At 68.2% G+C, this 21,578-nt stretch carries 26 protein-coding genes; 16 read left to right on the top strand and 10 right to left on the bottom strand.

Annotated features, from left to right (window positions below):
• Window positions 1–222 precede the first annotated feature (222 nt).
• A complete protein-coding gene (locus tag ACIRG5_RS40210) occupies window positions 223–405 on the top strand; it encodes a DUF397 domain-containing protein (protein ID WP_402915147.1) in 183 nt (60 codons plus the stop codon).
• On the opposite strand, the gene ACIRG5_RS40205 is transcribed toward ACIRG5_RS40210, so the two are convergent.
• From ACIRG5_RS40205 to ACIRG5_RS40190, 4 genes are read right to left on the bottom strand one after another with little or no spacing between them, the layout of a single operon-like run.
• Complete coding sequence (locus tag ACIRG5_RS40205; RefSeq protein ID WP_402915144.1) at window positions 383–2,047, bottom strand: aminotransferase class V-fold PLP-dependent enzyme; 1,665 nt, start codon at window positions 2,045–2,047, stop codon at window positions 383–385. The genes ACIRG5_RS40210 and ACIRG5_RS40205 overlap by 23 nt on opposite strands.
• Window position 2,048: 1 nt before the next feature.
• Entirely contained in the window at window positions 2,049–2,807 is a 759-nt protein-coding gene (locus ACIRG5_RS40200) for an amino acid ABC transporter ATP-binding protein (RefSeq protein ID WP_402915142.1), read from the bottom strand.
• Window positions 2,794–3,627: an amino acid ABC transporter permease gene (locus ACIRG5_RS40195; RefSeq protein WP_402915140.1), complete on the bottom strand. Its 834-nt coding sequence runs from the start codon at window positions 3,625–3,627 to the stop codon at window positions 2,794–2,796. The genes ACIRG5_RS40200 and ACIRG5_RS40195 overlap by 14 nt, the downstream gene beginning before the upstream one ends.
• Window positions 3,617–4,519 (bottom strand): ABC transporter substrate-binding protein, encoded by a 903-nt coding sequence (locus tag ACIRG5_RS40190; protein ID WP_319978941.1) that lies wholly within the window; start codon window positions 4,517–4,519, stop codon window positions 3,617–3,619. The genes ACIRG5_RS40195 and ACIRG5_RS40190 overlap by 11 nt, the downstream gene beginning before the upstream one ends.
• Before the next feature lie 134 nt (window positions 4,520–4,653).
• Here ACIRG5_RS40190 and trxA point away from each other — a divergent pair, with 134 nt between their 5' ends.
• The 8 genes from trxA (at window position 4,654) to ACIRG5_RS40150 (ending at window position 9,265) form a co-directional block, all read left to right on the top strand.
• The gene (trxA, locus tag ACIRG5_RS40185) at window positions 4,654–5,034 is read left to right on the top strand and encodes a thioredoxin (protein ID WP_319978940.1); all 381 of its coding nucleotides are present in this window, start codon (window positions 4,654–4,656) and stop codon (window positions 5,032–5,034) included.
• A 33-nt stretch (window positions 5,035–5,067) separates the two neighbouring features.
• Complete coding sequence (locus ACIRG5_RS40180) at window positions 5,068–5,457, top strand: phage holin family protein (protein ID WP_086665100.1); 390 nt, start codon at window positions 5,068–5,070, stop codon at window positions 5,455–5,457.
• The gene (locus tag ACIRG5_RS40175; protein WP_319978938.1) at window positions 5,454–5,807 is read left to right on the top strand and encodes a DUF3618 domain-containing protein; all 354 of its coding nucleotides are present in this window, start codon (window positions 5,454–5,456) and stop codon (window positions 5,805–5,807) included. The genes ACIRG5_RS40180 and ACIRG5_RS40175 overlap by 4 nt, the downstream gene beginning before the upstream one ends.
• Complete coding sequence (locus tag ACIRG5_RS40170) at window positions 5,804–6,073, top strand: DUF4235 domain-containing protein (RefSeq protein WP_402915135.1); 270 nt, start codon at window positions 5,804–5,806, stop codon at window positions 6,071–6,073. Before ACIRG5_RS40175 ends, ACIRG5_RS40170 begins: the two co-directional genes overlap by 4 nt.
• An 85-nt stretch (window positions 6,074–6,158) precedes the next feature.
• Entirely contained in the window at window positions 6,159–7,007 is an 849-nt protein-coding gene (locus tag ACIRG5_RS40165) for a hypothetical protein (RefSeq protein ID WP_402915161.1), read from the top strand.
• Between the two features lie 38 nt (window positions 7,008–7,045).
• Complete coding sequence (locus tag ACIRG5_RS40160; RefSeq protein WP_402915133.1) at window positions 7,046–7,564, top strand: VOC family protein; 519 nt, start codon at window positions 7,046–7,048, stop codon at window positions 7,562–7,564.
• Window positions 7,565–7,577: 13 nt separating this feature from the next.
• Window positions 7,578–8,666, top strand: a complete 1,089-nt coding sequence (locus tag ACIRG5_RS40155; protein ID WP_402915131.1) for an S-(hydroxymethyl)mycothiol dehydrogenase — start codon at window positions 7,578–7,580, stop codon at window positions 8,664–8,666.
• The gene (locus ACIRG5_RS40150; protein ID WP_402915128.1) at window positions 8,666–9,265 is read left to right on the top strand and encodes an MBL fold metallo-hydrolase; all 600 of its coding nucleotides are present in this window, start codon (window positions 8,666–8,668) and stop codon (window positions 9,263–9,265) included. The genes ACIRG5_RS40155 and ACIRG5_RS40150 overlap by 1 nt, the downstream gene beginning before the upstream one ends.
• 3 nt (window positions 9,266–9,268) lie before the next feature.
• Here ACIRG5_RS40150 and ACIRG5_RS40145 read toward each other — a convergent pair whose 3' ends face one another.
• On the bottom strand, window positions 9,269–10,027 hold the full coding sequence (locus tag ACIRG5_RS40145; RefSeq protein ID WP_402915125.1) for an enoyl-CoA hydratase/isomerase family protein: 759 nt from the start codon (window positions 10,025–10,027) through the stop codon (window positions 9,269–9,271).
• A 104-nt stretch (window positions 10,028–10,131) separates the two neighbouring features.
• On the opposite strand from ACIRG5_RS40145, the gene ACIRG5_RS40140 reads away from it, so the two are divergent.
• The 3 genes from ACIRG5_RS40140 to ACIRG5_RS40130 all read left to right on the top strand — a co-directional run bounded on the left by ACIRG5_RS40140 (window position 10,132) and on the right by ACIRG5_RS40130 (window position 13,467).
• Entirely contained in the window at window positions 10,132–11,100 is a 969-nt protein-coding gene (locus ACIRG5_RS40140; protein ID WP_319978930.1) for a DUF2332 family protein, read from the top strand.
• 11 nt (window positions 11,101–11,111) lie between these two features.
• Entirely contained in the window at window positions 11,112–12,029 is a 918-nt protein-coding gene (locus ACIRG5_RS40135) for a hypothetical protein (RefSeq protein ID WP_402915122.1), read from the top strand.
• A gap of 70 nt (window positions 12,030–12,099) precedes the next feature.
• Window positions 12,100–13,467, top strand: coding sequence for a glycoside hydrolase family 28 protein (locus tag ACIRG5_RS40130; RefSeq protein WP_402915120.1), 1,368 nt, complete (start codon window positions 12,100–12,102; stop codon window positions 13,465–13,467).
• Here the strand turns inward: ACIRG5_RS40130 and ACIRG5_RS40125 are convergent, their stop codons facing one another.
• Window positions 13,468–14,202 carry an SDR family oxidoreductase gene (locus ACIRG5_RS40125; RefSeq protein WP_402915117.1) on the bottom strand — a complete coding sequence of 245 codons (735 nt, stop codon included), beginning with the start codon at window positions 14,200–14,202 and terminating at the stop codon, window positions 13,468–13,470. It lies immediately after the preceding gene.
• Window positions 14,203–14,270: 68 nt separating this feature from the next.
• On the opposite strand from ACIRG5_RS40125, the gene ACIRG5_RS40120 reads away from it, so the two are divergent.
• The gene (locus ACIRG5_RS40120) at window positions 14,271–15,053 is read left to right on the top strand and encodes a helix-turn-helix transcriptional regulator (protein WP_402915114.1); all 783 of its coding nucleotides are present in this window, start codon (window positions 14,271–14,273) and stop codon (window positions 15,051–15,053) included.
• On the opposite strand, the gene ACIRG5_RS40115 is transcribed toward ACIRG5_RS40120, so the two are convergent.
• On the bottom strand, window positions 15,050–15,868 hold the full coding sequence (locus tag ACIRG5_RS40115) for an esterase/lipase family protein (protein ID WP_402915111.1): 819 nt from the start codon (window positions 15,866–15,868) through the stop codon (window positions 15,050–15,052). The genes ACIRG5_RS40120 and ACIRG5_RS40115 overlap by 4 nt on opposite strands.
• Window positions 15,869–16,089: 221 nt before the next feature.
• Here ACIRG5_RS40115 and ACIRG5_RS40110 point away from each other — a divergent pair, with 221 nt between their 5' ends.
• Window positions 16,090–17,670: a wax ester/triacylglycerol synthase family O-acyltransferase gene (locus ACIRG5_RS40110; protein ID WP_402915109.1), complete on the top strand. Its 1,581-nt coding sequence runs from the start codon at window positions 16,090–16,092 to the stop codon at window positions 17,668–17,670.
• 128 nt (window positions 17,671–17,798) lie between these two features.
• Complete coding sequence (locus tag ACIRG5_RS40105; RefSeq protein ID WP_402915106.1) at window positions 17,799–18,224, top strand: hypothetical protein; 426 nt, start codon at window positions 17,799–17,801, stop codon at window positions 18,222–18,224.
• Here ACIRG5_RS40105 and ACIRG5_RS40100 read toward each other — a convergent pair.
• Genes ACIRG5_RS40100 through ACIRG5_RS40090 form a run of 3 tightly spaced genes read right to left on the bottom strand, consistent with a single transcriptional unit; the run spans window position 18,134 to window position 20,497 of the window.
• Window positions 18,134–19,048 carry an alpha/beta fold hydrolase gene (locus ACIRG5_RS40100; protein ID WP_402915104.1) on the bottom strand — a complete coding sequence of 305 codons (915 nt, stop codon included), beginning with the start codon at window positions 19,046–19,048 and terminating at the stop codon, window positions 18,134–18,136. The genes ACIRG5_RS40105 and ACIRG5_RS40100 overlap by 91 nt on opposite strands.
• Before the next feature lie 43 nt (window positions 19,049–19,091).
• Window positions 19,092–19,931 (bottom strand): hypothetical protein, encoded by an 840-nt coding sequence (locus ACIRG5_RS40095; RefSeq protein WP_402915101.1) that lies wholly within the window; start codon window positions 19,929–19,931, stop codon window positions 19,092–19,094.
• Window positions 19,928–20,497 carry an RNA polymerase sigma factor gene (locus tag ACIRG5_RS40090; protein ID WP_402915098.1) on the bottom strand — a complete coding sequence of 190 codons (570 nt, stop codon included), beginning with the start codon at window positions 20,495–20,497 and terminating at the stop codon, window positions 19,928–19,930. Before ACIRG5_RS40090 ends, ACIRG5_RS40095 begins: the two co-directional genes overlap by 4 nt.
• A gap of 73 nt (window positions 20,498–20,570) precedes the next feature.
• Between ACIRG5_RS40090 and ACIRG5_RS40085 the strand changes: the two genes are divergently transcribed.
• The gene (locus ACIRG5_RS40085) at window positions 20,571–21,476 is read left to right on the top strand and encodes a phosphotransferase (protein ID WP_402915095.1); all 906 of its coding nucleotides are present in this window, start codon (window positions 20,571–20,573) and stop codon (window positions 21,474–21,476) included.
• The last annotated feature ends 102 nt before the right edge of the window (window positions 21,477–21,578 follow it).

Below are 21,578 nucleotides of genomic sequence, written 5' to 3'. Positions count from 1 at the left end.
GGCAGGTTGACCCCTATCGAATACGAGGTAATCATGGCCACGCCAGCCAGTCAGGCTGCGTGACTACCACTGTCACCTACTCGTGCAGCAGACCCGTGGAAGATCCTGGCGCCATCGCACGCACCCGGCTTCTCTTCGGCCGCCTGGATGAGCTCGCCTTGAGTGCGGAACAATCGCGGAGCAAGCTGGCGGAGTACGTCAGCTCACCGCGAGAGGACTTCGATGACTCAGGACCGCACTTGGCGTACTAGCACCTATAGCGGCGGAGGGGAGGACGGCAACTGCGTCGAGGTCTCGCTGACCCACAACGCCCTCGTCCGGGACTCGAAGAACGCGGGTGGCGACGTCCTCGCGTTCTCGGTCCCCGCCTGGCAGGACCTGCTCAGGTCCCTCGGTTCTCGTTGAGGTAGTTGTAGATCGTGTAGCGGGTGACCTCCAGGACGCCCGCCAGGTGGTCGACCGAGTCGCGGATGAGGAAGAAGCCCGCCTCGTCCAGCACTCGGACGACCTGCGACTTGTGCACCTTCTTCATCAGCTCGACGGGCACGCCCACGTCGGCGATCGCCTTCTCGACCAGCACGCGCTGAAGCGTGTCCACGTCCTGTGGAAACGACTCCACGGGCCCGGAAGCCTCGTGCGCCGCGAGTTTGTTGACGCACAGGCAGCCCACGGCCACGCCCGCCGCGTCGCGCACGAAGGTCGTCGACGACCAGATCGCGCGGCCGTCCGGGGCGTAGGTCTCGTAGCCGGGCATGTCGGTGGTCGTGCCGCGCCGGACCAGGCCCAGCAACAGGTCCGTCATCGGGCCGCCCACCTGGCGGCCGGTCAGCGAACCGGCGATCGCGATGATCGAGTTCGGCAGCCTGGACAGGTCGTGCACGACCACCTCGGTGTCCGGGCCCAGGGCCGAGGCGAGGCTGTCGATGGTCGGCACCAGCGCGGACAGCGCGGCCGGGATCGGCGAGGAAGCCGAGGCGGACAACGACTTCAGGGCGGCGCGCAGGCGTTCCAACGTTGCCCGCGACGTGGTGGCGTGCGGGGACAGGCGGACGTGCTCGGGGCGGACCGTGGCGGTGATACCGAAGGCGTTCAACGCTTCCCCGACCACCGAGGCGGCCTCGGGCATGGTGAAGGCGAGGATGCCGGCGCGGCGTTCGCGGGCGGACACGATCTTGCCTCCCGCCGACAGCACGATCTCCTCGACCTCCGCGACGATCTCGCTCACCGCCGAGTCCAGCGAGGAGACCCCTGCCAGTTCGACCAGTTCGAGCGCTTCCGCGAAGGCGCCGGACACGACCGGCGAGAGGTTCGTGATGTTCCAGGAGGCGGCGTCCGGGGCGGCGGTGTGCACCGAGTCGTCGAACAGGCCCGCGTCCACCGCGCCGGTCCAGCCCGACAGCACGGGCGAAAGACGTTCCAGCGCGCGGTCCGACAGCACCACGAAACCGGTGCTCCAGCCCGCCCGCAGCCACTTCTGACCGCCGACGACCAGCACGTCGGCCAGTTCCCACGGCTCGTCGACCACGCCGAAGCCCTGGATGCCGTCCACGATCAGCAGGCGGTCGGCGACGACCTCGCGCAACGTCGCCAGGTCCGCGCGGTAGCCGGTGCGGAAGTCCACAGCGGACACCGACAGAGCGGAAACGTCGCCAGTCAGGCGGGTTGCGACGGCCGCCGGGTGCACCGGGCCGTCCAGGAGAACGGACGGGAGCCCCGCCCGCACCCACGGATAGGTGTTGGACGGGAACTCCGCCGCCGAGTACATGACCGTGCCCGAGAGGCCGAAGGCCGCCTGGAACAGGCCGATCGACGTGTTCGGCACCAGGGCCACGTGGTCGGTGTCGGTGCGGCACAACCGCGCGACGGCGGCCTTCACCCGTTGTTCCTCGCGCATCAGGGTGTCCACAGTGGATGGCCCGGCGAGGGACGCCTGTTCCATCAGGCGCGAGGTGGCCGTCACCACCGCCAGGGACGGTGGGCCGAAGCGGGCGAAGTCGAGATACCCCTCCGGTTCGCGGAACTGGGCGAGGTACGGGGCGTCGATCAACTCAGAGCACCTTTGCGAGGAACTGTTGCGTGCGCGGCTGCTGCGGATCGTCCAGCACGTCAGCGGGTGTGCCGCTCTCCACCACGGCGCCGTCGACGAGGAACACCACGCGGTCGGCGACCGAGCGGGCGAAGCCGATCTCGTGAGTGACCACGATCATCGTCATGCCGTCGCGGGCGAGCGAGGTCATGACGTCGAGCACCTCGCCGACCAGCTCCGGGTCCAACGCGGACGTGGGCTCGTCGAACAGCATCAGCTTGGGCTTCATCGCCAGAGCGCGGGCGATCGCAACACGTTGCTGCTGACCACCGGAGAGCTGCCCGGGGTAGGCGGAGGCCTTCTCGGCCAGTCCCACCCTTTCCAGCAGCGCCAACGCCTCCGCGCGCACCTCTGCCCGGCCGCGTCCGAGGACCTGGACCGGGCCCTCCATGATGTTCTCCAGCGCCGTGCGGTGCGGGAAGAGGTTGAACCGCTGGAACACCATGCCGACGTCGCGCCGCTGATGGGCCGCGTCGCGTTCGCGCAGTTCGTAGAGCTTCCCGCCCGCGGCACGGAACCCGACGGGCACGCCGTCGACCCAGATCCGGCCGGCGTCGATGGTCTCCAGGTGGTTCACGCAACGCAGGAACGTCGACTTGCCCGCGCCCGACGGCCCGAGCAGGCAGACGACCTCGCCGCGCTCGACCTCCAGGTCGATGCCCTTGAGCACCTCGGTGTGGCCGAACGACTTGCGGACCCCAATCGCCTCAACGAGGGCCATAAGCACGCTCCAGGTAGTGCTGCCCGATCGACGCGACGGACACCATGACGAGGTACCAGGCCGCGGCGGCGAACAGGGTCTCCATGATCTCCAGGTTGCGCGAGGAGATGTTGTTCGCGGCGTGGATGAGCTCCAGGAAGGCGATCACCGACGCCATCGAGGTGCCCTTGATCATGTTGATGAAGTTGTTGCCGGTCGGCGGGATGATCACGCGCATCGCCTGCGGCAGAACGACTCGGCGCAACGTCGTCATCGGTGTCATGCCGATCGACTTGGCCGCTTCCGTCTGGCCCTCGTCGACGCTGCTCAGGCCCGCGCGGACGATCTCGGCCATGTAGGCGCTCTCGTTGAGCCCCAGGCCGAGCAGCGCCGCGACGAACGCGGTCATGACGACGTTGGTGGGCACGGAGAACAGCCCCGGGATGCTGATGTTCTGGAACACCAGCGCGAGGTTGAACCAGATCAGGATCTGCAGCAGCACCGGCAGGCCGCGGAACAGCCAGATGTAGCCGACCGCGAACCACCGTGCGACGGGGTTCGCCGACAGCCTCATCAACGCGACGACGACGCCGAGGACGATCGCGCCACCCTGCGCGGCCAGAGCCAGCACGATGGTGTTGAGCAGGCCTTCGAGCATCACGGGGTGCGTGAAGAACCCCGGCACGTCCTCCCACTGGATCTGCGCCTCGGCCATCGCCCAGCCGAGCCCCGCGATGACCAGGAGGATCACCGCGCCGCTGAACCACCGCCAGGGGTGGCGCAGCGGCACGACGGTGAGCTCCCCCTGCTGGAGCTCACTGGTCTGGAGATCACTTGCCATTGATCGCGGCCTTCGTGATCGCACCCTGCTTGATGTCCCAGGTGGTGACGATCTTCTCGTAGGTGCCGTCGTCGATCAGGGACTGGAGCGCGCCCTTGATCGCCTCGGACAGCTTGGCGTTCTTCTTCGCGACGCCGATGCCGTACGGGCCGCCGTTGATCGGCGCGAGCGGCACGACCTCGAAGTACTGGCCGTCACCCGCGGTCTTCGCGACGTAGACGGCGGTCGGCAGGTCGTTGAGGATCGCGGCGACGCGGCCGGTGCGCAGCTGGTTCTGGTTGCCGGTGTCGCTGTCGGTGACGCTCAACGTCACCTCGGGCTTGCCGGCGGCCACGCACTTGGCGCTCTGCTCCTTGCCGAACTGCTCCTGCGAGCTGCCCAGGTTCACCGCGATGCCCTTGCCGCACAGGTCGTCGGGTCCCTTGACGCCCTGCGGGTTGCCCTTCTGCACCATGATCGTGATGCCGGAGGTGAAGTAGTCGACGAAGTCGATCTTCTGCTGGCGCTCGGCGGTGTCGTTCATCGCGGCCATCGTCACGTCGACGCGGCCGGTCTCCAGGCTGGTGATCAGCGAGCTGAACGCCATGTCGCTGTGCTCGGCCTTGAGCCCGAGCTTCGCGGAGATCGCCTTGATCAGGTCGACCTCCGACCCCAGCGGCGTCTTGCCGTCCTGGTCGTAGAAGTTGTTCGGCGGGTTCTGGATGTTCGAGCCCACCTTCAACGTGCCGGCCGAGGCGATCTCGGGCGGCAGCAGCGCGGCGAGCGCGTCGTCCTTCTTGACCGAGCCCAGGTCGGACGACGGAGGCGTGGACGTCTGGGCGGGGTCGGACGTGGACCCGCAGGCGGCGAGCCCCAGTACGAGCAGCGAGGTCACGAGCAGGCGCGGCTTCATGGCGGGGACCGTACAACGTTCAGTTGAAGACGTCCACAAAAAGTTGAAACCAGGCGTGACCGGGAGCACGCGGGGAATTCCATCGGCCTCTGCTCCGTTGGATCGGGTGCCCCCAGCGAACGAGGAGGACCAACATGGCGACGGTCGAGCTGACCAAGGAGAACTTCGACGAGGTGGTCGGTGACTCCGACGGCTCCGGCATCGTCCTGGTCGACTTCTGGGCCGAGTGGTGCGGCCCGTGCCGCGCGTTCGGGCCCACTTACGAGGCCGCGTCGGACAAGAACGAGGACATCGTGTTCGGCAAGGTCGACACGGAGGCGCAGCAGGAGCTCGCGGCCACGTTCGGCATCCGGTCGATCCCGACGTTGATGATCGTGCGCGAAGGCGTGGTGCTGTTCTCGCAGCCGGGCGCGCTGCCCGCACCCGCGCTGAACGACCTGATCCAGCAGGCGCGCGAAGTGAACATGGAAGAGGTCCACGCGAAGGTCGCGGAGGCACAGGCCCAGCAGGGCTGATTGGTCTACCGCACCTGTGGGTACCTGACGTGCATGAACACCGACACGTCGACCGCACAGCTGGTCCACCAGCTGTCCGAGCAGGTGAGCAGGCTCGCGCGCGATGAGATCCGTCTCGCCGTCGCCGAGCTGAAGGACAAGGGCAAGCACGCCGGTGTCGGCGCCGGGATGTTCGGCGCGGCCGGCGTGTTCGCGTGGTGGGGCGGGCTCAGTGTCGTCGCGGGCCTGATCCTGCTGCTGGCACTCGTAGTACCGCCGTGGGCGGCCGCGTTGATCGTCGCGGCCGCCCTTCTTCTGTTCGCGGGCATCTTCGCGCTCGTGGGCAAGGGCCAGGTGAAGCAGGCCGCGCCCCCGGTGCCGAGGCAGGCGATGGACAACGTCCAGCAGGACATCGCGACGATCAAGGAGAGTGCGCACCGATGAGCGACCCCAAGGAAGAGCTGCAGCGCGACGTCGAACGCACCCGGCGGGAGCTGGGCGAGACGGTGGAAGCGTTGGCGCACAAGGTGGACGTGCCCGGCCGGGTCAAGGAGCAGGCGCACGAGACGGCCGAGCGGGTGAAGGGACAGGCCCAGGAGACGGCCGTCCGGGTGAAGGAGCAGGCGCACGAGACGGTCGCGAAGATGACCGCCGCCACCAACCAGGCGGTCGACTCGCTGCCCGAGCCCGTCGCCGTCCAGGTCGAGAAGGCTCGTCGCCACCCCGGCGCCATGGCAGCGGCTCTGATCGCGCTCATCGTCGCGATCTGGGCGATCTCGAGGAGGAACCGATGAAACTCCTGTACCGCCCGCTGGGAATGTTGATCGGTGCGCTGGGAGGCTTCCTCGCGACCGCGATCTTCGGTCAGATCTGGAAACTCGTGGCGGGCGACAAAGAAGCGCCCAGTGCCACCATGCGCAACCGCGCCTGGACCGAGGTGCTGATGGCGGCGGCGTTGCAGGGCGCCATCTTCGGCCTGGTCAAGGCCGCAATCGACCGCGGTGGCGCCAAGGGTTTCCAGAAGCTCACCGGTGAATGGCCCGGTGACGAAGAAGATTGAGCACCTGTCCGTCCAAACAAGACGCGTAGGTGCGGACGATCTGGTGACGTCCTAATCTGGCCCGGTCCCCTGGGAAAGGCCAGTGATGACTCGTCAGGTGCGGGCTCGTGCGCTGTCTTCGACGTTCGAGCCGCTCACCGCCGTTCCGGACGACCCGGCCCGCTCGCGGCTGGGCGTCGTCAAGTTCGCCGGCACGTCCTTCAACCCCGTGGTGAAGGCCGGGTATCCGGAACTGACGGTGCACCTGGCCGACGAGGGCCGCGGCTTCGCGGAGGTCTGGACGAGCGCGCACGGCGTGGAATCCGGTGAGCACAAGGCGATCGCGTATGCGCACGACGGCGAGTACCTGTTCTGCGCCGGACGGATCCCGCCGTGCGACGAGCACACCTACGCCGGTCGGCTGGCGTTCCGCGCGGCCCTGGAACTGGCCGGCAAGCTCGGCTACCACCACGTCTTCCGGATGTGGAACTACCTGCAGGACCTGAACCCCCGGACCTACCGCGAGTTCCTGCTGGGCCAGGCGGAGGCGTTCGCGCGGCGGCCGGTGACGTGGAGCGGCCTGACCGCGGCCACGGTCGTCGGCTCGCTCGGCGGCGGCATCGCGTTCCACTTCCTGGCCTGCCGGACGGGCGAGCCGGTCACGATCATCTCCCCCAGCGGCGCGCGAGGCGTCTACGTGCACGGACGGCTGTACTTCTCGGCCCCTTCGCTCGACGACGCCGAGGAGCTGATGAGCGCGGCGAACCTCGCCCAGTGGGGTGTCGCCGACGGGTTCGGGCTGCACGACGTGTCGTCGTTGAAGATCTACGCCCGGCAACCGGGTGATCTTTCCCAGGTCGAGACCCGGTTGAATCCCGCGACCTCGGTGGCGTTCCTGCAGGCCACCCTGCTCTCCCGGGCCGACGCGGTGGAGTTCGAGGGCATCGCCGGGTAGGCCTGCGGACGTTTGAATCCTCAACTACTCTGGCCCTCATGCCACAGCCAGAGGGTGATGATCTCGCCGCGATCCGGGCCAAGCGCGACGAGCTGCGCAAGAAGTACGTGAAGCCACTCGCCGAACGGGGCGGGTCGCCCACGCAGGGCGTTCACCACATCGCGTTGATCTGCAAGGACGTCGAGGAGACCATCCGGTTCTACCAGGAGTTCCTCGGCTTCCCGCTGGTCGAGCTGGTGGAGAACCGCGACTACAACGGCTCCAGCCACTTCTTCTTCGACCTGGGGTCCAAGAACCTGCTGGGGTTCTTCGACTTCCCGGGCCACGACCACCCGCCGTTCTCCGAGACGATCGGCGCCGTCCAGCACCTCGCCCTGTCGACCTCCCCCGAGCGGTTCGACGAGATCAAGTCCAAGCTGGACGAGGCGGGGATCGAGTACCTGGGCCCCGACCGCGGCGTCGAGGACAGCCTGTACATCCGCGACCCCAACGGTGTAGGGATTGAGTTCTACCGGGAAGAACTCGGCGAGTTCGAAGGCACGACACTGATCAACTGAGGACGGAGTCGCAGTGGCGCAAGAGGTCAAGGGCATCGTCGCCCGGGGCAAGGGACAACCGGTGGAACTGACCTCGGTGCTGGTGCCCGATCCCGGTCCCGGCGAGGCAGTGGTGAAGATCCAGGCGTGCGGCGTCTGCCACACCGACCTGCACTACCGCGAGGGCGGCATCAACGACGACTTCCCGTTCCTGCTGGGCCACGAGGCCGCGGGCGTCGTGGAGTCGGTCGGCGAAGGTGTTTCCGACCTGGCACCCGGTGATTTCGTCGTGCTGAACTGGCGCGCGGTCTGCGGCACGTGCCGCGCCTGTCGTCGTGGCAAGCCCTGGTACTGCTTCTCGACGTTCAACGCGTCGCAGCCGATGACCCTGGTGGACGGCACCCCGTTGTCTCCCGCGCTGGGCATCGGCGCGTTCGTGGAGAAGACTCTGGTCCACTCCGGACAGTGCACGAAGGTCGACCCGTCCGCCCGCGCCGCCGCTGTCGGCCTGCTGGGCTGCGGCGTGATGGCCGGCGTCGGTGCCGCCATGAACACGGGTGGTGTGGGCCGCGGTGACTCGGTGGCCGTGATCGGCTGCGGCGGTGTCGGTGACGGCGCCATCGCGGGTGCCCGCCTCGCCGGCGCAGCGAAGATCATCGCGGTGGACACCGACCCGCAGAAGCTGGAGTGGGCCAAGGGTTTCGGCGCCACGCACACCGTCAACGCACGCGAGGTCGACGACGTCGTCGTCGCCATCCAGGACCTGACGGACTCGTTCGGCGCGGACGTCGTGATCGACGCGGTCGGCCGTCCCGAGACGTGGAAGCAGGCGTTCTACGCCCGCGACCTCGCCGGAACCGTTGTCCTGGTGGGCGTTCCGACGCCGGACATGCGGCTGGAGATGCCGCTGATCGACTTCTTCTCGCGCGGCGGTGCCCTGAAGTCGTCGTGGTACGGCGACTGCCTGCCCACGCGCGACTTCCCGATGCTGGTGGACCTGTACCAGCAGGGCCGCTTCGACCTGGACGCGTTCGTCAGCGAGGAGATCCCGCTGGACGGCGTCGAGGGCGCGTTCGAGAAGATGCACCGCGGCGAGGTGCTGCGATCGGTCGTGGTGTTCTGATGACCCTTCGCGTTGATCACACCGTCACGTCCGGCACCTTCTCGCTGGACGGCGAGACTTTCGACGTCGACAACAACGTCTGGGTCATCGGGGACAGCAATGAGTGCGTTGTCATCGACGCACCGCACGACGTGGACGCGATCCTCAAAGCGGTCGATGGCCGCAAGGTCGTCGCGATCCTGCTGACCCACGCGCACGACGACCACGTTCGCGTCGCGCCGGACCTGGCGCACGCGACCGGCGCGCCGATGGCGTTGCACCAGGACGACCACATCGTCTGGTCGCTCACGCACACCGGCGTGATCCCGCACCAGGCGCTGGAAGACGGCCAGGTGCTCACGGTGGCCGGCGAGGAGATCCACGTGTTGCACACGCCGGGGCACTCGCCTGGCGCCGTGTGCTTCTACGTGCCGTCGCTGGGCGCGGTGTTCACGGGCGACACGCTCTTCCAGGGTGGACCTGGCGCGACCGGGCGGTCGTTCTCGGACCGGCCGACGATCGAGGCGTCGATCCGGGAGAAGCTGCTGACGCTGCCCGGCGAGACCGTGGTGCACACCGGGCACGGCGCGGACACCACGATCGCCGCCGAGGTGTTCTAAGCGCTAGAACCGCGGAGGCCGCTTCTCCAGGAACGCCGTCACGCCCTCGGCGTAGTCGGCGCTGGAGGCGGCCTCCGCGTACAGCGCGCGCACGAAGTCGTCCTCGTGCCCGCCGTCCGTGATCGAGTTGATGATCTTCTTGGCACCCCGCACGGACACCTGCGCGCGGCCCGCGATCTGTTCGGAGAGTTCCTTCACGCGGGCGTCCAAGGACTCGACGACCTCGTTGACGAGCCCGATCCGCAACGCCGTGGCCGAGTCGATCAGATCGGCCGAGAACAGGATCTGCTTCGCCCAGGCCGGGCCTACCGCGTCGACCAACGCCTTGGTGGACGTGAAATTGTAAACGATGCCGAGTTTCGCGGGCGTGATGCCGAATCGGGCATCGGAAGACGCCACCCGAATGTCGCAGGCGAGGGCGATCTCGCAGCCTCCGCCGACGCAGAAACCGGAAATCGCGGCAATCGTGGGTTTGTCCAGCTGGGCAATGGCGCGTTCGCCGTTGTGCACCGCCTCGCCGTAGTGGGCGGCACCCTCAGCGCCCCGGCGCAACGTGGAGAACTCGGCGATGTCGGCGCCCGCGGAGAAGTGGTCACCGCCCCGAATCACCAGTGCGCGGATGCTCTCATCTGCGGAAACTTGAGCCAGGAGCCCTGGTATGGCCGACCACATCTCGTACGACATCGCGTTGCGCTTGGCCGGGCGGTTGATCGTCAACGTGGCGACCGGACCGGCCGCGGACAGCTCCAGGAACTCGCTCACCCGCCGCACGATACCCACCGACTTCTGACGGCTCGCGCGGTCTCAGCTGGGTGGTGATGCGTTCACCTCCTTGTAAGGTCCCTCTGCTGGGGAGGGGAGGAATCGTGACCGCGGCCGCCATCGGCGCTTCCACACTGCGCACGCTCGCGGTGCGGTTGCGCACCAGTGCGCCGGTGTCCGCGCGCATCCTCTCCGAACTCGCCAGCGAACTCGACCGGGGCGGGCCCGTGGCGGACCTGCTGTGCTCGCACAGCGCCGTGCACAGCCCGCTGTTCGGCATCCAGGCGCTCGCGGGCGTGCGGTTGCTGATGTTGTCAGGCAAGGCGCCGGAACTCAGTCAGCGGTTCGCCAGCGCACACGCGGCGGCGATGGCCGGGGAGTCCGATTCCACGGCTCTGCTGGCGTGGCTGGCGGCACGGCGCGCGATCGTCGAGAACGCGGGCGAGATCCTGGCCGCGCTCGACCGGACCGTTCAGCAGCACCAGCCGAAGACGGCCGGGTTCCTGCTCCGCGGGCTCACGATGATCGGGGCTCCGAAGGTCCGGCTGCTCGAACTCGGCGCGTGCGCCGGGCTGAACCTCATCCTCGACCACTACCGCTGGTTCGGGCTCGGCTGGGAGTGGGGCGACAAGGACTCGCCGGTGCGGCTGGCCGCGGTCGGGCCGCAGCCGCCGAACCTGGAGATCGTCGATAGGGCCGGCTGCGACCTGCAGCCACGCGACCCTGCCGATCCCAAGCACGCGATGATCCTGCACTCGTTCATCCCGCCCGAGCACGACGCGCTGCGGTGGGACCTCGACGACGCCATCGAACTGGCCGCCAAGGTCGGCGTGAAGGTCGCGCGCTCCCCCGCCGGACGGTGGTTGCGCGAGAACCTCGTGCCGCCCGAAGAGCGCGGCACGTACACGGTGATCTGGCACAGCTCGTTCTGGGCATATCTGACCGAGGACGAGCGCCACGAGATCGAGACGACGCTGACCGCGGCGGCCGGGTCGATGCCACTCGCGCGCGTCGCCTACGAGTCGACTGACTTTCGCTCGAACCCCCGCCTGACGGTCACCATCTACAGCTAGATTGCGCGGTCGTGAAAACGATCCGTGCCTCCCTGCTGGCCGTCGCTCTCTTCACCACGGCCCTCACCGCGCCCGCCCAGGCCGCGGTCTCCGACTACGACCTGGCGCTGCACTGGGCGCCGGTCCACCACCAGGACACCGACTCGTCCGACCACGACGCCGACTACCTGTCCACTGTGGACTTCGACGGCGACTGGAACACGCTGAACAACTGGGAGAACCAGACTCAGCTCGCCAAGCTCACCGGCGCCGCGTACTACTCGGTGGTCGAGACGTCCACGCACTGGTTCCTCGTCTACAGCTTCTTCCACCCGCGCGACTGGGACGACCAGCCCGACCCGTTCGGCACCAGGACCCACGAGAACGACCTGGAGGGCACCCTGTTCGTCGTCCGCAAGGACGCCGGGTTGGGCCAGCTCGAAGCCGCGGTCACGGTGGCGCACAGCGACTTCTACTCCTACGTGCCCGCCGGGTCGCCGTACCAGAACGGGTCGGAGACCATCGACGGCACGCTGTTGCTGGTCGGCGGCCGCCCCGCCACCTTCCAGGAAGCCAAGGGCCACGGCCTGTACCGCTGGAACGGCACCGACTTCCCCGGCGGCGACGGCGTGATCTACCAGCCCGCCGCCACCGGCGAGGTGCCGTCGGGCGGCAACGACCGCAGCGTCGGCTACCGCCTGGTGAACTCCCTCGACGCCAACGGGATGTGGGCGCGCCGCGACAACGCGGAGACCTACTCGTCGTTCGGCACCTTCCGCGGTGACAACGGCAAGGACAACGCCGCCAACGCGCCGTGGGGCTGGGACGACCAGAACGACGGCGCGATCTACCGCGGCTACCTGGCCACCGATCCGGCCCTGGTGATCGACAAGTACTTCAGCAACAAGGGCGCCTTCAGCCTCACCTACACCCGCAACGCCTTCCGCTGACCCACCGCAAACGTTTACAGTCTTTCTGTAACACACCGCCGCCGTCACGCCTCCCACCGGAAGAGGACGCATGGACGGCAGGATCAACCGCAGGCTGCTGATGAAGTCCACCATCATGGCCGCGGTCGCCACACCGGTCCTGACAGCGACCGCGCTCGCGGTCGCTGTCCCCGCACTGCCCTGGCCGGCCGCCGACGAGATCGTGCGGAACACGAAACTCCCGTCGTTCCCGGACCGAAATTTCGACGCGACGGCCTACGGCGCCAAGGGCGACAACAAGACCGACAACACCGACGCGTTCAAGAAGGCCATCGCCGCCTGCAACGCCGCGGGCGGCGGGCACGTGATCGTTCCGAAGGGCACCTACGTCACGGGCGCGATCCACCTGCTGAGCAACGTCGACTTCCACCTGGAAGACGGCGTGCTGCTCAAGTTCTCCGGCGACGCCTCGAAGTTCCCGACGGTGCTCACGCGCTACGAGGGCATCGAGTGCATGAACCGCTCCCCCATGATCTACGCGCACAGGCAGACCAACATCGCCATCACCGGCAAAGGCACGCTCGACGCGGGCGCCACCGGCGGCTGGAACAAGGGCAGCGACCGCTCGTACCTGGAGTCGCTGGTGGCCAAGGGAACCCCGCCCGACAAGCGCGTGGTTCCCGGCTCCGGCAAGAACATGCGTTCGACGTTCATCGAGCCCTACGACTGCGACACGGTGCTGATCCAGGGCCTCACGCTGAAGAACCCCAAGTTCTGGCAGATCCATCCCACGCTCTGCAAGAACGTCACGGTCGACGACGTGCACACCGACCCGACCACGTCCGCCAACAACACCGACGCGTGCGACCCGGAATCGTGCGATCACGTCGTGATCTCCAACAGCGACCTCGGCGCGCACGACGACAACGTGGCGATCAAGTCAGGTCGCGACGAGGACGGCCGCAGGATCAACGTGCCGTGCCAGAACATCGTCGTCGTCAACTGCCGCATGAACGGCAACTGGGGCGCCATCACGTGCGGCTCCGAGCAGACCGGCGGCATCCGCAACGTCTACGGCTACCGGCTGAACTGCGTCAACGCCACCAAGTTCGCCCTGTACGTCAAGTCGAACACCCAACGCGGCGGCTTCTCGCAGAACATCAACCTGGACAGCGTGTCCGGCGTCTTCGGGCGCGCGTTCGTCTACGTCACCACGACCTACAACTCGCAGACGGGCAGCAACGTGCCGAAGTTCGGGCCGTTCTCCGTCTCGAACTCCAGCTGCACCAAGGCTTCCAAGGTCCTCGACGTGTCCGGCCTCTCGCAGGAGCACGTCAAGGGCCTCGACCTGCGCGACTCGAAGTTCAACGGCCTCGACAGCACCACCAACACCGTCAAGAACGTCGACGGCCTGAAGTTCACCAACGTCACCGGCAACGGAAAGCCGATGACCAAATAACTAAGCCTGGGCAGTCGGCCGCACGGCGATCTCGTTCACGTCGACGTCGGCCGGCTGCTCGATCGCGAACGCGATGGCGCGGGCGATCGCGTCCGGCGGGATCGCGATCTCGTCCCGCATGCCCGCGATCCGTTCCCGCACAGCGGTGTTGCTCGACGCCTCCGCGAAATCGGTGTGCACGAAACCCGGATACACCGTGGTCACCCGCACCGAAGGACCCGCTTCCTGACGCAGGCCCTCGCAGATCGACCGGACCGCGACCTTGGTGCCCGCGTAGACCGCCATGGCCGGCACGACGGTGAACGCGGCCGTGGAGGCGGTGGTGACGAAGTGGCCGGACTGTTGTTCCCGGAACACCGGCAGCGCCGCCGCGATGCCGTGCAGCACACCCTTGATGTTGACGTCGACCATCTCGTCCCACTCGTCGACGCGCAGGTCGTCCAGTGGCGAGATCGGGCCGACCCCCGCGTTGCCGACGAGCACGTCGAGCCGTCCGAACCGCTCACGAGCCAACGCCACCAACGAATGCAGGTCTTCGCGGCGGGTCACGTCGGTGCGCGCGTGCACGGCCGTGCCGCCGGCCTTCTCGATCCTGGCCACGAGGTCCGCGAGACGCTCCGACCGGCGTGCCCCGAGCACCAGGCGCGCGCCCCGTTCCGCGAGCAGCAGAGCGGTCGCCTCTCCGATCCCGCTGCTGGCGCCGGTGATCGCCACGACCTTGTCCTTGATTGCCATGAACCCAGACTGCGTTAGCCTCAACCTGGTATCCAGAGCCCCTTTATTCTGGTACTGGAGGTGCCAGCATGCGGAGAACGGCCGATCAGCGGCACGAACTGGGCGCGTTCCTGCGCAGCCGGCGGGAGCGGCTCACCCCGGCCGAGGCGGGCCTGCCGCGCACGGGCCGGCGCCGGACCCCGGGCCTGCGCCGGGAGGAACTCGCGGTGCTCGCAGGCATCAGCGCCACCTGGTACACGTACCTGGAACAGGGCCGCGACGTGCAGGCGTCAGACCAGGTGCTCGGCGCGCTCGCCTCCGCACTCGGGCTCACTCCGTCCGAAAAGGACCATCTGCTCCGGCTCGCGGGCCACACCAGGCCACAGGCCCTGGAAGCAGATCCGCTGGCCGCCGAAGTGGCTGCCGTGCCAGGGTTTCTGGACCCGCATCCGGCGTTCGTCATCGGCGCCACCTACGACGTGCTCAGCCACAACGAGGCGGCGGCCGAGCTCTTTCCCGTTCTGCGCAAGGAGAAGCCGAGCTTCGCGCGCTGGGTGTTCACCGATCCGGAGTCGCGGCACGTCCTGATCGACTGGGAACAGGAGGCCCGCGGCCTGCTCGCCCGGCTGCGCGCGCTCGCCGGCCAGCACCCCTCCGACGAGCGGTTCACCCGGCTGATCGACGACCTGCACGAGGCCAGCCAGGAGGTGCGCTCCTGGTGGCCCCACTACGACGTGCAACCCCGGCACGGCGGCCGGAAACGCTTGCGGCACCCACGACTCGGGCCGCTCGACTACGCCTACACGGCCTTCCACCTCGCCGAGCAGCCCGACCAGACCTTGGTGATCTACTCGGACGAACGGCCCTGCTAGGCGGCGCGCGGGTACAGGCGGGCCATCCCGGGCGGCGCGGCGAAGGGCGCCCACGTGCCCTCCGCCTGTGCCAGCCGGTCAGCGACGACCCACAGAACGCTGGAGTTGAAGCCATATCCCAGGTGCGAGGACGACACCTGGACGTTCTCCTTGCGCTGTCCCGGTTCCTCGACGCACGACTCCCACGAGACGATGCCGTCCGTCTTGGAGTAGATCGACGTGGCGGGCACCGGGATCGGCGGCCGCGTCGACTCCAGCGGCGGGAACTCGTCCTTCGGGATGTGCAGCCGGGAGAACAACGCGAAAGCGGGCATTGCCCGTGACTGCACGGGATCGCTCATGTTGTACGGCGAACCCATGGTGATCACCTGGCGGACGCGGTGCGGGTGGTCGCGCGCCATCTCGCGCGCGAAGATCCCGCCCAGCGACCAGCCGACGATGGAGATGGGACCACCGTGGGCGTCCGAAACCTTCTTCACCAAGGCGTGCATGCCATCGACGGCCTTGCGCGTCGGCCCGATGTTGCGGCCCAGGCCCCAGGGATTCACCTGATAGCCCAACCCGGACAGGAAACGGCGCAGCATCACCGTGGACGAGTCGGCGGCACCGAGGCCGGGAAAGACCAGGACCGGGTGGCCGTCACCGGACGGCGCGCCGCGCAGCATCGAGCGGGTGGCAACGAACTCGCTGACGTCGAGCGCGCAGCGGGTGGGCTCGGTGAGGTACCAGAACAGGCCGGGCGCACTGCCTCTGACGAGGTGGAGGGGCGGAACAGCAGGCACTTCGAAGACTTCGTCCGAAGGTACGGCAGACATAGGAGCCTCCCCACACGTCGACAACCCCGAGCCGGCGCCCTGGACGTCGTTGCCCAGTGAGTCCATGATGTTTCGTGAACGATCTTTTTGCCAGTACTTTCGAGTCTCGATTCGCCACGTGCAGGTAACACGTTGGCAACCTCACAGCTGTGCACTGCCTCTCACCTGCATGGACGTCGATTGAGACGCTCCGGTCCTCTACTCTTTTTCAAGTGGATCGGATGAGCTCTCTGGACGCCAGCTTCTACTTCATCGAGGACGAGAACGTGCCCATGCACGTCGGTTCCGTCCTGGTTTTCGACGGGCCGGCCCCGTCCTACGGCGACGTGATCCGCCTCTTCCTGGCGCGCATGGACCAGGTGCCCCGCTACCGGCAGAAGGTGAAGGCGCTGCCGTTCCACGTCGGTCGTCCGGTCTGGGTCGACGACGACCACTTCAACATCCTCTACCACGTGCGGCACACCGCGGTGCCGTCGCCGGGCGGGGAGGACCAGCTGCGCAACCTCGCGGGCCGGCTCTTCGCGCAGAAGCTCGACGACAAGAAGCCGCTGTGGGAGGCCTGGCTGGTCGAGGGCCTCGAAGGCGGCCGCTGGGCGATCATCTCCAAGGTCCACCACTGCATGATCGACGGAGTGTCCGGTTCGGACATGCTGCAGCTCATCCTCGACTTCAAGAAGGAGAGCGTCCTTCCGGAGCCGAAGGAGTGGAAGCCGCAGCCGCAGCCGTCCACGCTCGATCTGGTCGTCGACGGTGTCCGCGACGCCGTGGTGACGCCGGTGCAGCACCTGTCCGCGTTGCCCGCCGTGGCGCGGAACGTGCGCTCGCTCAGCGAGATCATGGACTTCGGCAAGACCGTTCTCGGTTCTCTTCCCGGTACGGCGAAGCGTTTGGTGACGCGCGCGGCGACCTCATTGAACGGTCCGATCGGACCGCACCGCCGCTGGGTGTGGGCACGCGCGAACCTGGCTGAGATCAAACAGATCCGCACCGCTGCGGGTGGCACCGTCAACGACGTCATCCTCACGGCGATCACGCGTGGTTTCCGGGATCTGCTGGAGAAGCGCGGCGAACTGACCGAGGGCATGGTCGTGCGGACCATGGTTCCCGTGTCGATGCGGAAGTCCGATCAGCACAACGAGCTGAACAACCGCGTCAGCGCCGTGCTGGTGAACCTGCCCGTGGGCGAGGCGGACCCGGTGAAGCGCCTCGCGTCGATCCGTGCGCAGATGGACGACCTGAAGAGCTCCCGCCAGGCCGCGGGCGCCGACGTCATCACGAACCTGTCGAACTTCGCCGCACCGACGCTGATGGCGCTGGGGTCGCGGACCGCGATGCGGTTCCCGCAGCAGATCCTGCAGACCGTCACCACGAACGTCCCCGGCCCGCGCATCCCGCTCTACATGCTCGGCCGTCCGCTGGTGGAGATGTTCCCGTACGTGCCGATCGCGTCCACGATCCGGATCACCGTCGGCATCTTCTCCTACCTCGACAGGTTCACGTTCGGCATCAACGCCGACTTCGACGGTGTGCCGGACGTCCAGCTGCTCGCGGACGGCATCCGCGCCGGTTTCGACGAGATGGTCGCGCTGGCCGCCGAGGCGGCGGAGAGGGCGGAGACCGCCCAGAAGATCGTCGACGCCGCGCCTGCTGCCACGCCCGCCGCCAAGCCCGCCGCTGCCAAGCCCGCTGCCGCGAAGCCGGCGGCGAAGAAGCCCGCTCCCAAGCCTCGTGCCCCGCGGGCGACCACCAAGGCGGCGACCAACTCCTCTGCCAACGGTGCGAAGCCGGAGACGACGGCCTGAGACACGATCTGACGGTCCAGGCGGGCGCGCACGACCTGAACCTGACCGTAGTAGGACTCGACGCACGGCTGGGCGCCCTCGGACTGGCGCTCGGTCAGGTCGACGACGTCCGCATCGAGCTGGAGGACGTGCGGTGGTCGCGCTGGCGTGCTCGCCGCGCGACCGTCGTGTGCCGGGACGTGCACGTGAATCCGCCCGCGGTCCTGGTGTCGTCGCCCGTGGAGTTCCGGGTCGAAGTGGACTTCGCGGACATTCCGGAGTTACAACCGGTCAGTTGGTTTCCGTTGACCGTCCAGTTGGTCGGCACGGAGCTGCACGTGCGGCTGCACAAGTGGCTGCCCGCACGCGTCTTCGCGGTGCCGGAACTGCCGCGCGGCATTCAGCTGACAGGCATCGAGCAGCTCGACGACCACTTCGTGCTGACCGGAGCCGCCCCCGTGCTGCGGGAGCGGCTCACCCTGGGTCAGCTCGCGGACGTGCTCAGGCGGTTGGCGTCCATCCAGTCGAGGACCCGCTCGGACACGACCTCGGGAATCTCCATCTGGGGCACGTGACCGACGTTCGCGTACTCGTCGTAGCGCCAGTGCGGGTACCTGCGGGCCACGAACCGGGCGGAGGCGACGTTGACGAGCCGGTCCCGGTCGCCGCTCATGAGGAACACCGGCACGCGGACCTGGGACATCGCCGCGTGGTAGGCGCCGCGCTTGGAGATCGTGAACACGACACTGCGCGCGGCCTCGATGAACGCCTTGTCCAGTCCCTCGACCTTGGCGCGCTCGCCGATCAGGTGCTCGCTGGCCTGCTTGAGCTCCTCGGGGATGCCCGACGGGTCCGCGCAGACCATCTCCAGCAGCCGTTCGACCTGGCGGCGGGCCGGGACGGTCCTCGACCTGGCCAGGAACCGCTCGCCGAGGCCCGGCACGGAGTACAGGAAGAACGTGCCGAGCATCGTCGGGTCCGGCCGCGTCCCGAGCACCATCGGCAGCGCGGGGTCGACCAGCACCAGGCCCCTGACCAGCTCGGGGTCGTAGGCGGTCTGGAAGAGCGAGATCAGCCCGCCCATCGAGTTGCCGACCAGGATCACCGGCTCCTCCACGACCTCGCGCAGGAACCGGCCCAGCAGCCTCGTGTTGGCCTGGACCGTCGTCTGCCGGCCCTCCGGGTTGGTCAGGCCGTGCCCGGCGAGGTCGACGGCCGTGACGCGGGCCTTCTTCGCGAGCAACGGCGCCAGCAGCACCCAGTTGAGGTGCGAGCCGCCGAGGCCGTGCACGAGGACGATGCGCGGCCCGTCCGCCGGTCCGCCGAAGTCGACCCAGTGCACGGGCCCGCCGAGGTCCGCGTGGTGGCTGGTGCCGCCGAAGTTCGCCACAGTCGTCATACCAACCAGTATGTCGCTTGACCGTACTGATCGGTAGTGAGCTTCACCGCGGCTTCCAGGGGAGCGCCGGCTCGCACTTCAGCGGGTCCATCCGCCGGTCACCGTGGACGATCTTGCCCTCGGGATTGACGAAGCACTTGTTCCACATGTCGCTGTCGGTGGCGATCAGGGTGCCGGCCGCGTCGTAGGCGCGCACGACCCCCTGCTCCTGCCGGTTCGGGATCTCCCAGTTCGGCGGGTAGTAGATCCGGACGGCGAACGTGCCGTTCGCGATCGTGGCCTCGACGGTCCTGCCCTCGATCGTGTACGTCATCCGTGCCACCCGGTCGTCGATCCTGCCGATGACCGTGCGGTTGCCGGGCACGCCGGCGTAGACGGGCTTCAGGTTGAGGTCGCCGCCGGAGCTCGCCCCGCTGAGGTCGATCGAGAAGTGCCCGGGCAGCCAGTTCACCTCGGTGCCGGAGAAGCCCGAGTTGTACTCCATGCCGCCGACGCCCATGGTGCAGTCCAGCGCGGAGTTGTCGCTGTAGAGCAACGCCCACCGGACCTCGCCGTCGAGCAACTGGTAGAGCTTCGCCTCGCCGGTCCCGGCGATCCCGGCACAGCCCTTCTCGATCGCCTTGACGGTCTCCGGCGACACCCCGAAGTCCGGGGTTTTCGGCGCCGGTGACGTGGTGATGTGGACGGCCGGTTGCGGCAGCGTCGGGGACGGCCTGAGCACCACGACGCCGGCGGTGACGACGGCGACGGCAGCCGCGGCGGCGAGGATCGGGACGGCGAGCCGCCGGGACCCGCGCCGGGTGGCCGCGCGTTCGATCTCGGCGCGGATGCGTGCCTGGCGGCCGGGTGGCAGGTCGCGGGTGGGCGGAAGCATGCTGGTCATCGGTCCTCCCCGGTGTGCACGAGCTCCCGGTGCTGCTGGAGCTTCGACTTCGCCTTGCTGACCCGCGCCCGCACACTGCCCTCGGTGATGCCGAGCACCGCTGCCGCGTCCGCGTACGACACCCCCGACCACACGCACAGCGCGAGCGCCTCACGTTCGTTGCGCGGCAACCCCGCCACGGCGTCGAGCAGGTCCTTCATCTGCCGCTGGTCGTCGAGGCGCTCCGCGACCCGGTCCGCGTGGTCGGGCACCGGCCGCTCCTCGCCGACGCGCCGCAAGTTCCTGAGGCGACGGCTGAGGGAGCGTTGCTCGTTGCGCACCACGTTCGTCGCGACCGTGAGCAGCCACGGCAGTGCCGACTCGCGCTCCAGCCGCACGTCGTCGCGCTTGCGCCAGGCCAGCAGGAACGTGGCCTGCAGGTGGTCCTCCGCCTCCGCCCAGGAGGCGGTCAGCCGGAAGCAGTGGTTGTAGACCGCCTTCGCGTGCCGGTCGAACAGCACTCCGAAGGCGTGTGCACTGCCCCCAGCGGCCTGCGACCACAACGCTCGGTCGTCTTCGGTCGTCATGTCTGTTCGTGTCCGCTCGCGACAGAAGTGTTGGCACCAGTTTCACGTGCCCCCCCCACTAACGTTCCGCAGCGTGGCACATCTGGGGGTGGCCGACCTCGCGGACATCGCGCAGGCGGCGTACGGCCGTGAACTGAGCGACGTGACCCGGCTGCACGGCGGCAGCAAGAAGGGCGTCTACCGCCTGACACTCGACGACGGCACGACGGGCGTCGCCTACGTGTGGCGCGCGACCGAGGACTACTGGCCCACGCACGAGCACGATCCGTTGTTCGGCAACGCGAGCGGCCGCGACCTGTTCCTCACCGCCCACACCGCGCTGTCCGAGGCCGGGGCATGCGTGCCGAGGCTCGTGCTGGTCGACCACGACGTGATCGTGGTCGAGGATCTCGGCGCCGAGCTCCTGGAGAAGCTGCTCGACCACGACACCGAGGCACTCGAACGACTGTGGGACGACCTCGCGGCCATGCACCAGCGCACGAGCCCGCGTTACGGCCGTCCGAGCGCGCTGCAACCCTTGGACGCGCCACCGGTGGCGGACGTGGTGCTGGAGCGGGCCCTCGGGCACCTGGAGGCCTGCTGCGAGCGGGTGCCGCGGATCGCGGCCGAGCGCGACCGTCTGGAAACCCAGCTGCGGCAACGGCATTCGGTGATCGAGCCGCGCACGGCGTACGGGCTGATCCACGGCGAGCTGGGCCCCGACCACGTGCTCGTGGCGGACGGGCGGCCGGTGCTGATCGACATCGAGGGCGTGATGTTCTTCGACGTCGAGTGGGAGCACGTGTTCCTGGAGCTGCGCTTCGGCCCGCACTACCGGCCGGTCGCCGGACTCGACCCGGCACGGATGTCGTTCTACCGGCTGGCGCAGCACCTGTCCCTCGTGGAGGGCCCGCTTCGCCTGCTGGACGGCGACTTCCCGCACCGGGACGCGATGCGGGAGATCGCCGAGCACAACGTGGAACGCGTGTTGGTCTGCTAAGCGCTTGGCCAGGAGTTGTGTTGCCTACTCGCCCTGATGGCGTCTGCAAGTACCGCCGACTCGAGATCAACAGGCACTTTTCTACTACCAACAGGTCTCTCG

The sequence above is a fragment of the Lentzea sp. NPDC102401 genome (genome assembly GCF_044765805.1).
Classification (GTDB): Bacteria; Actinomycetota; Actinomycetes; order Mycobacteriales; family Pseudonocardiaceae; genus Lentzea; species Lentzea sokolovensis.
The sequence above is the reverse complement of the archived record's forward strand: the minus strand, read 5'-3'. Positions and strand labels throughout refer to the sequence as shown.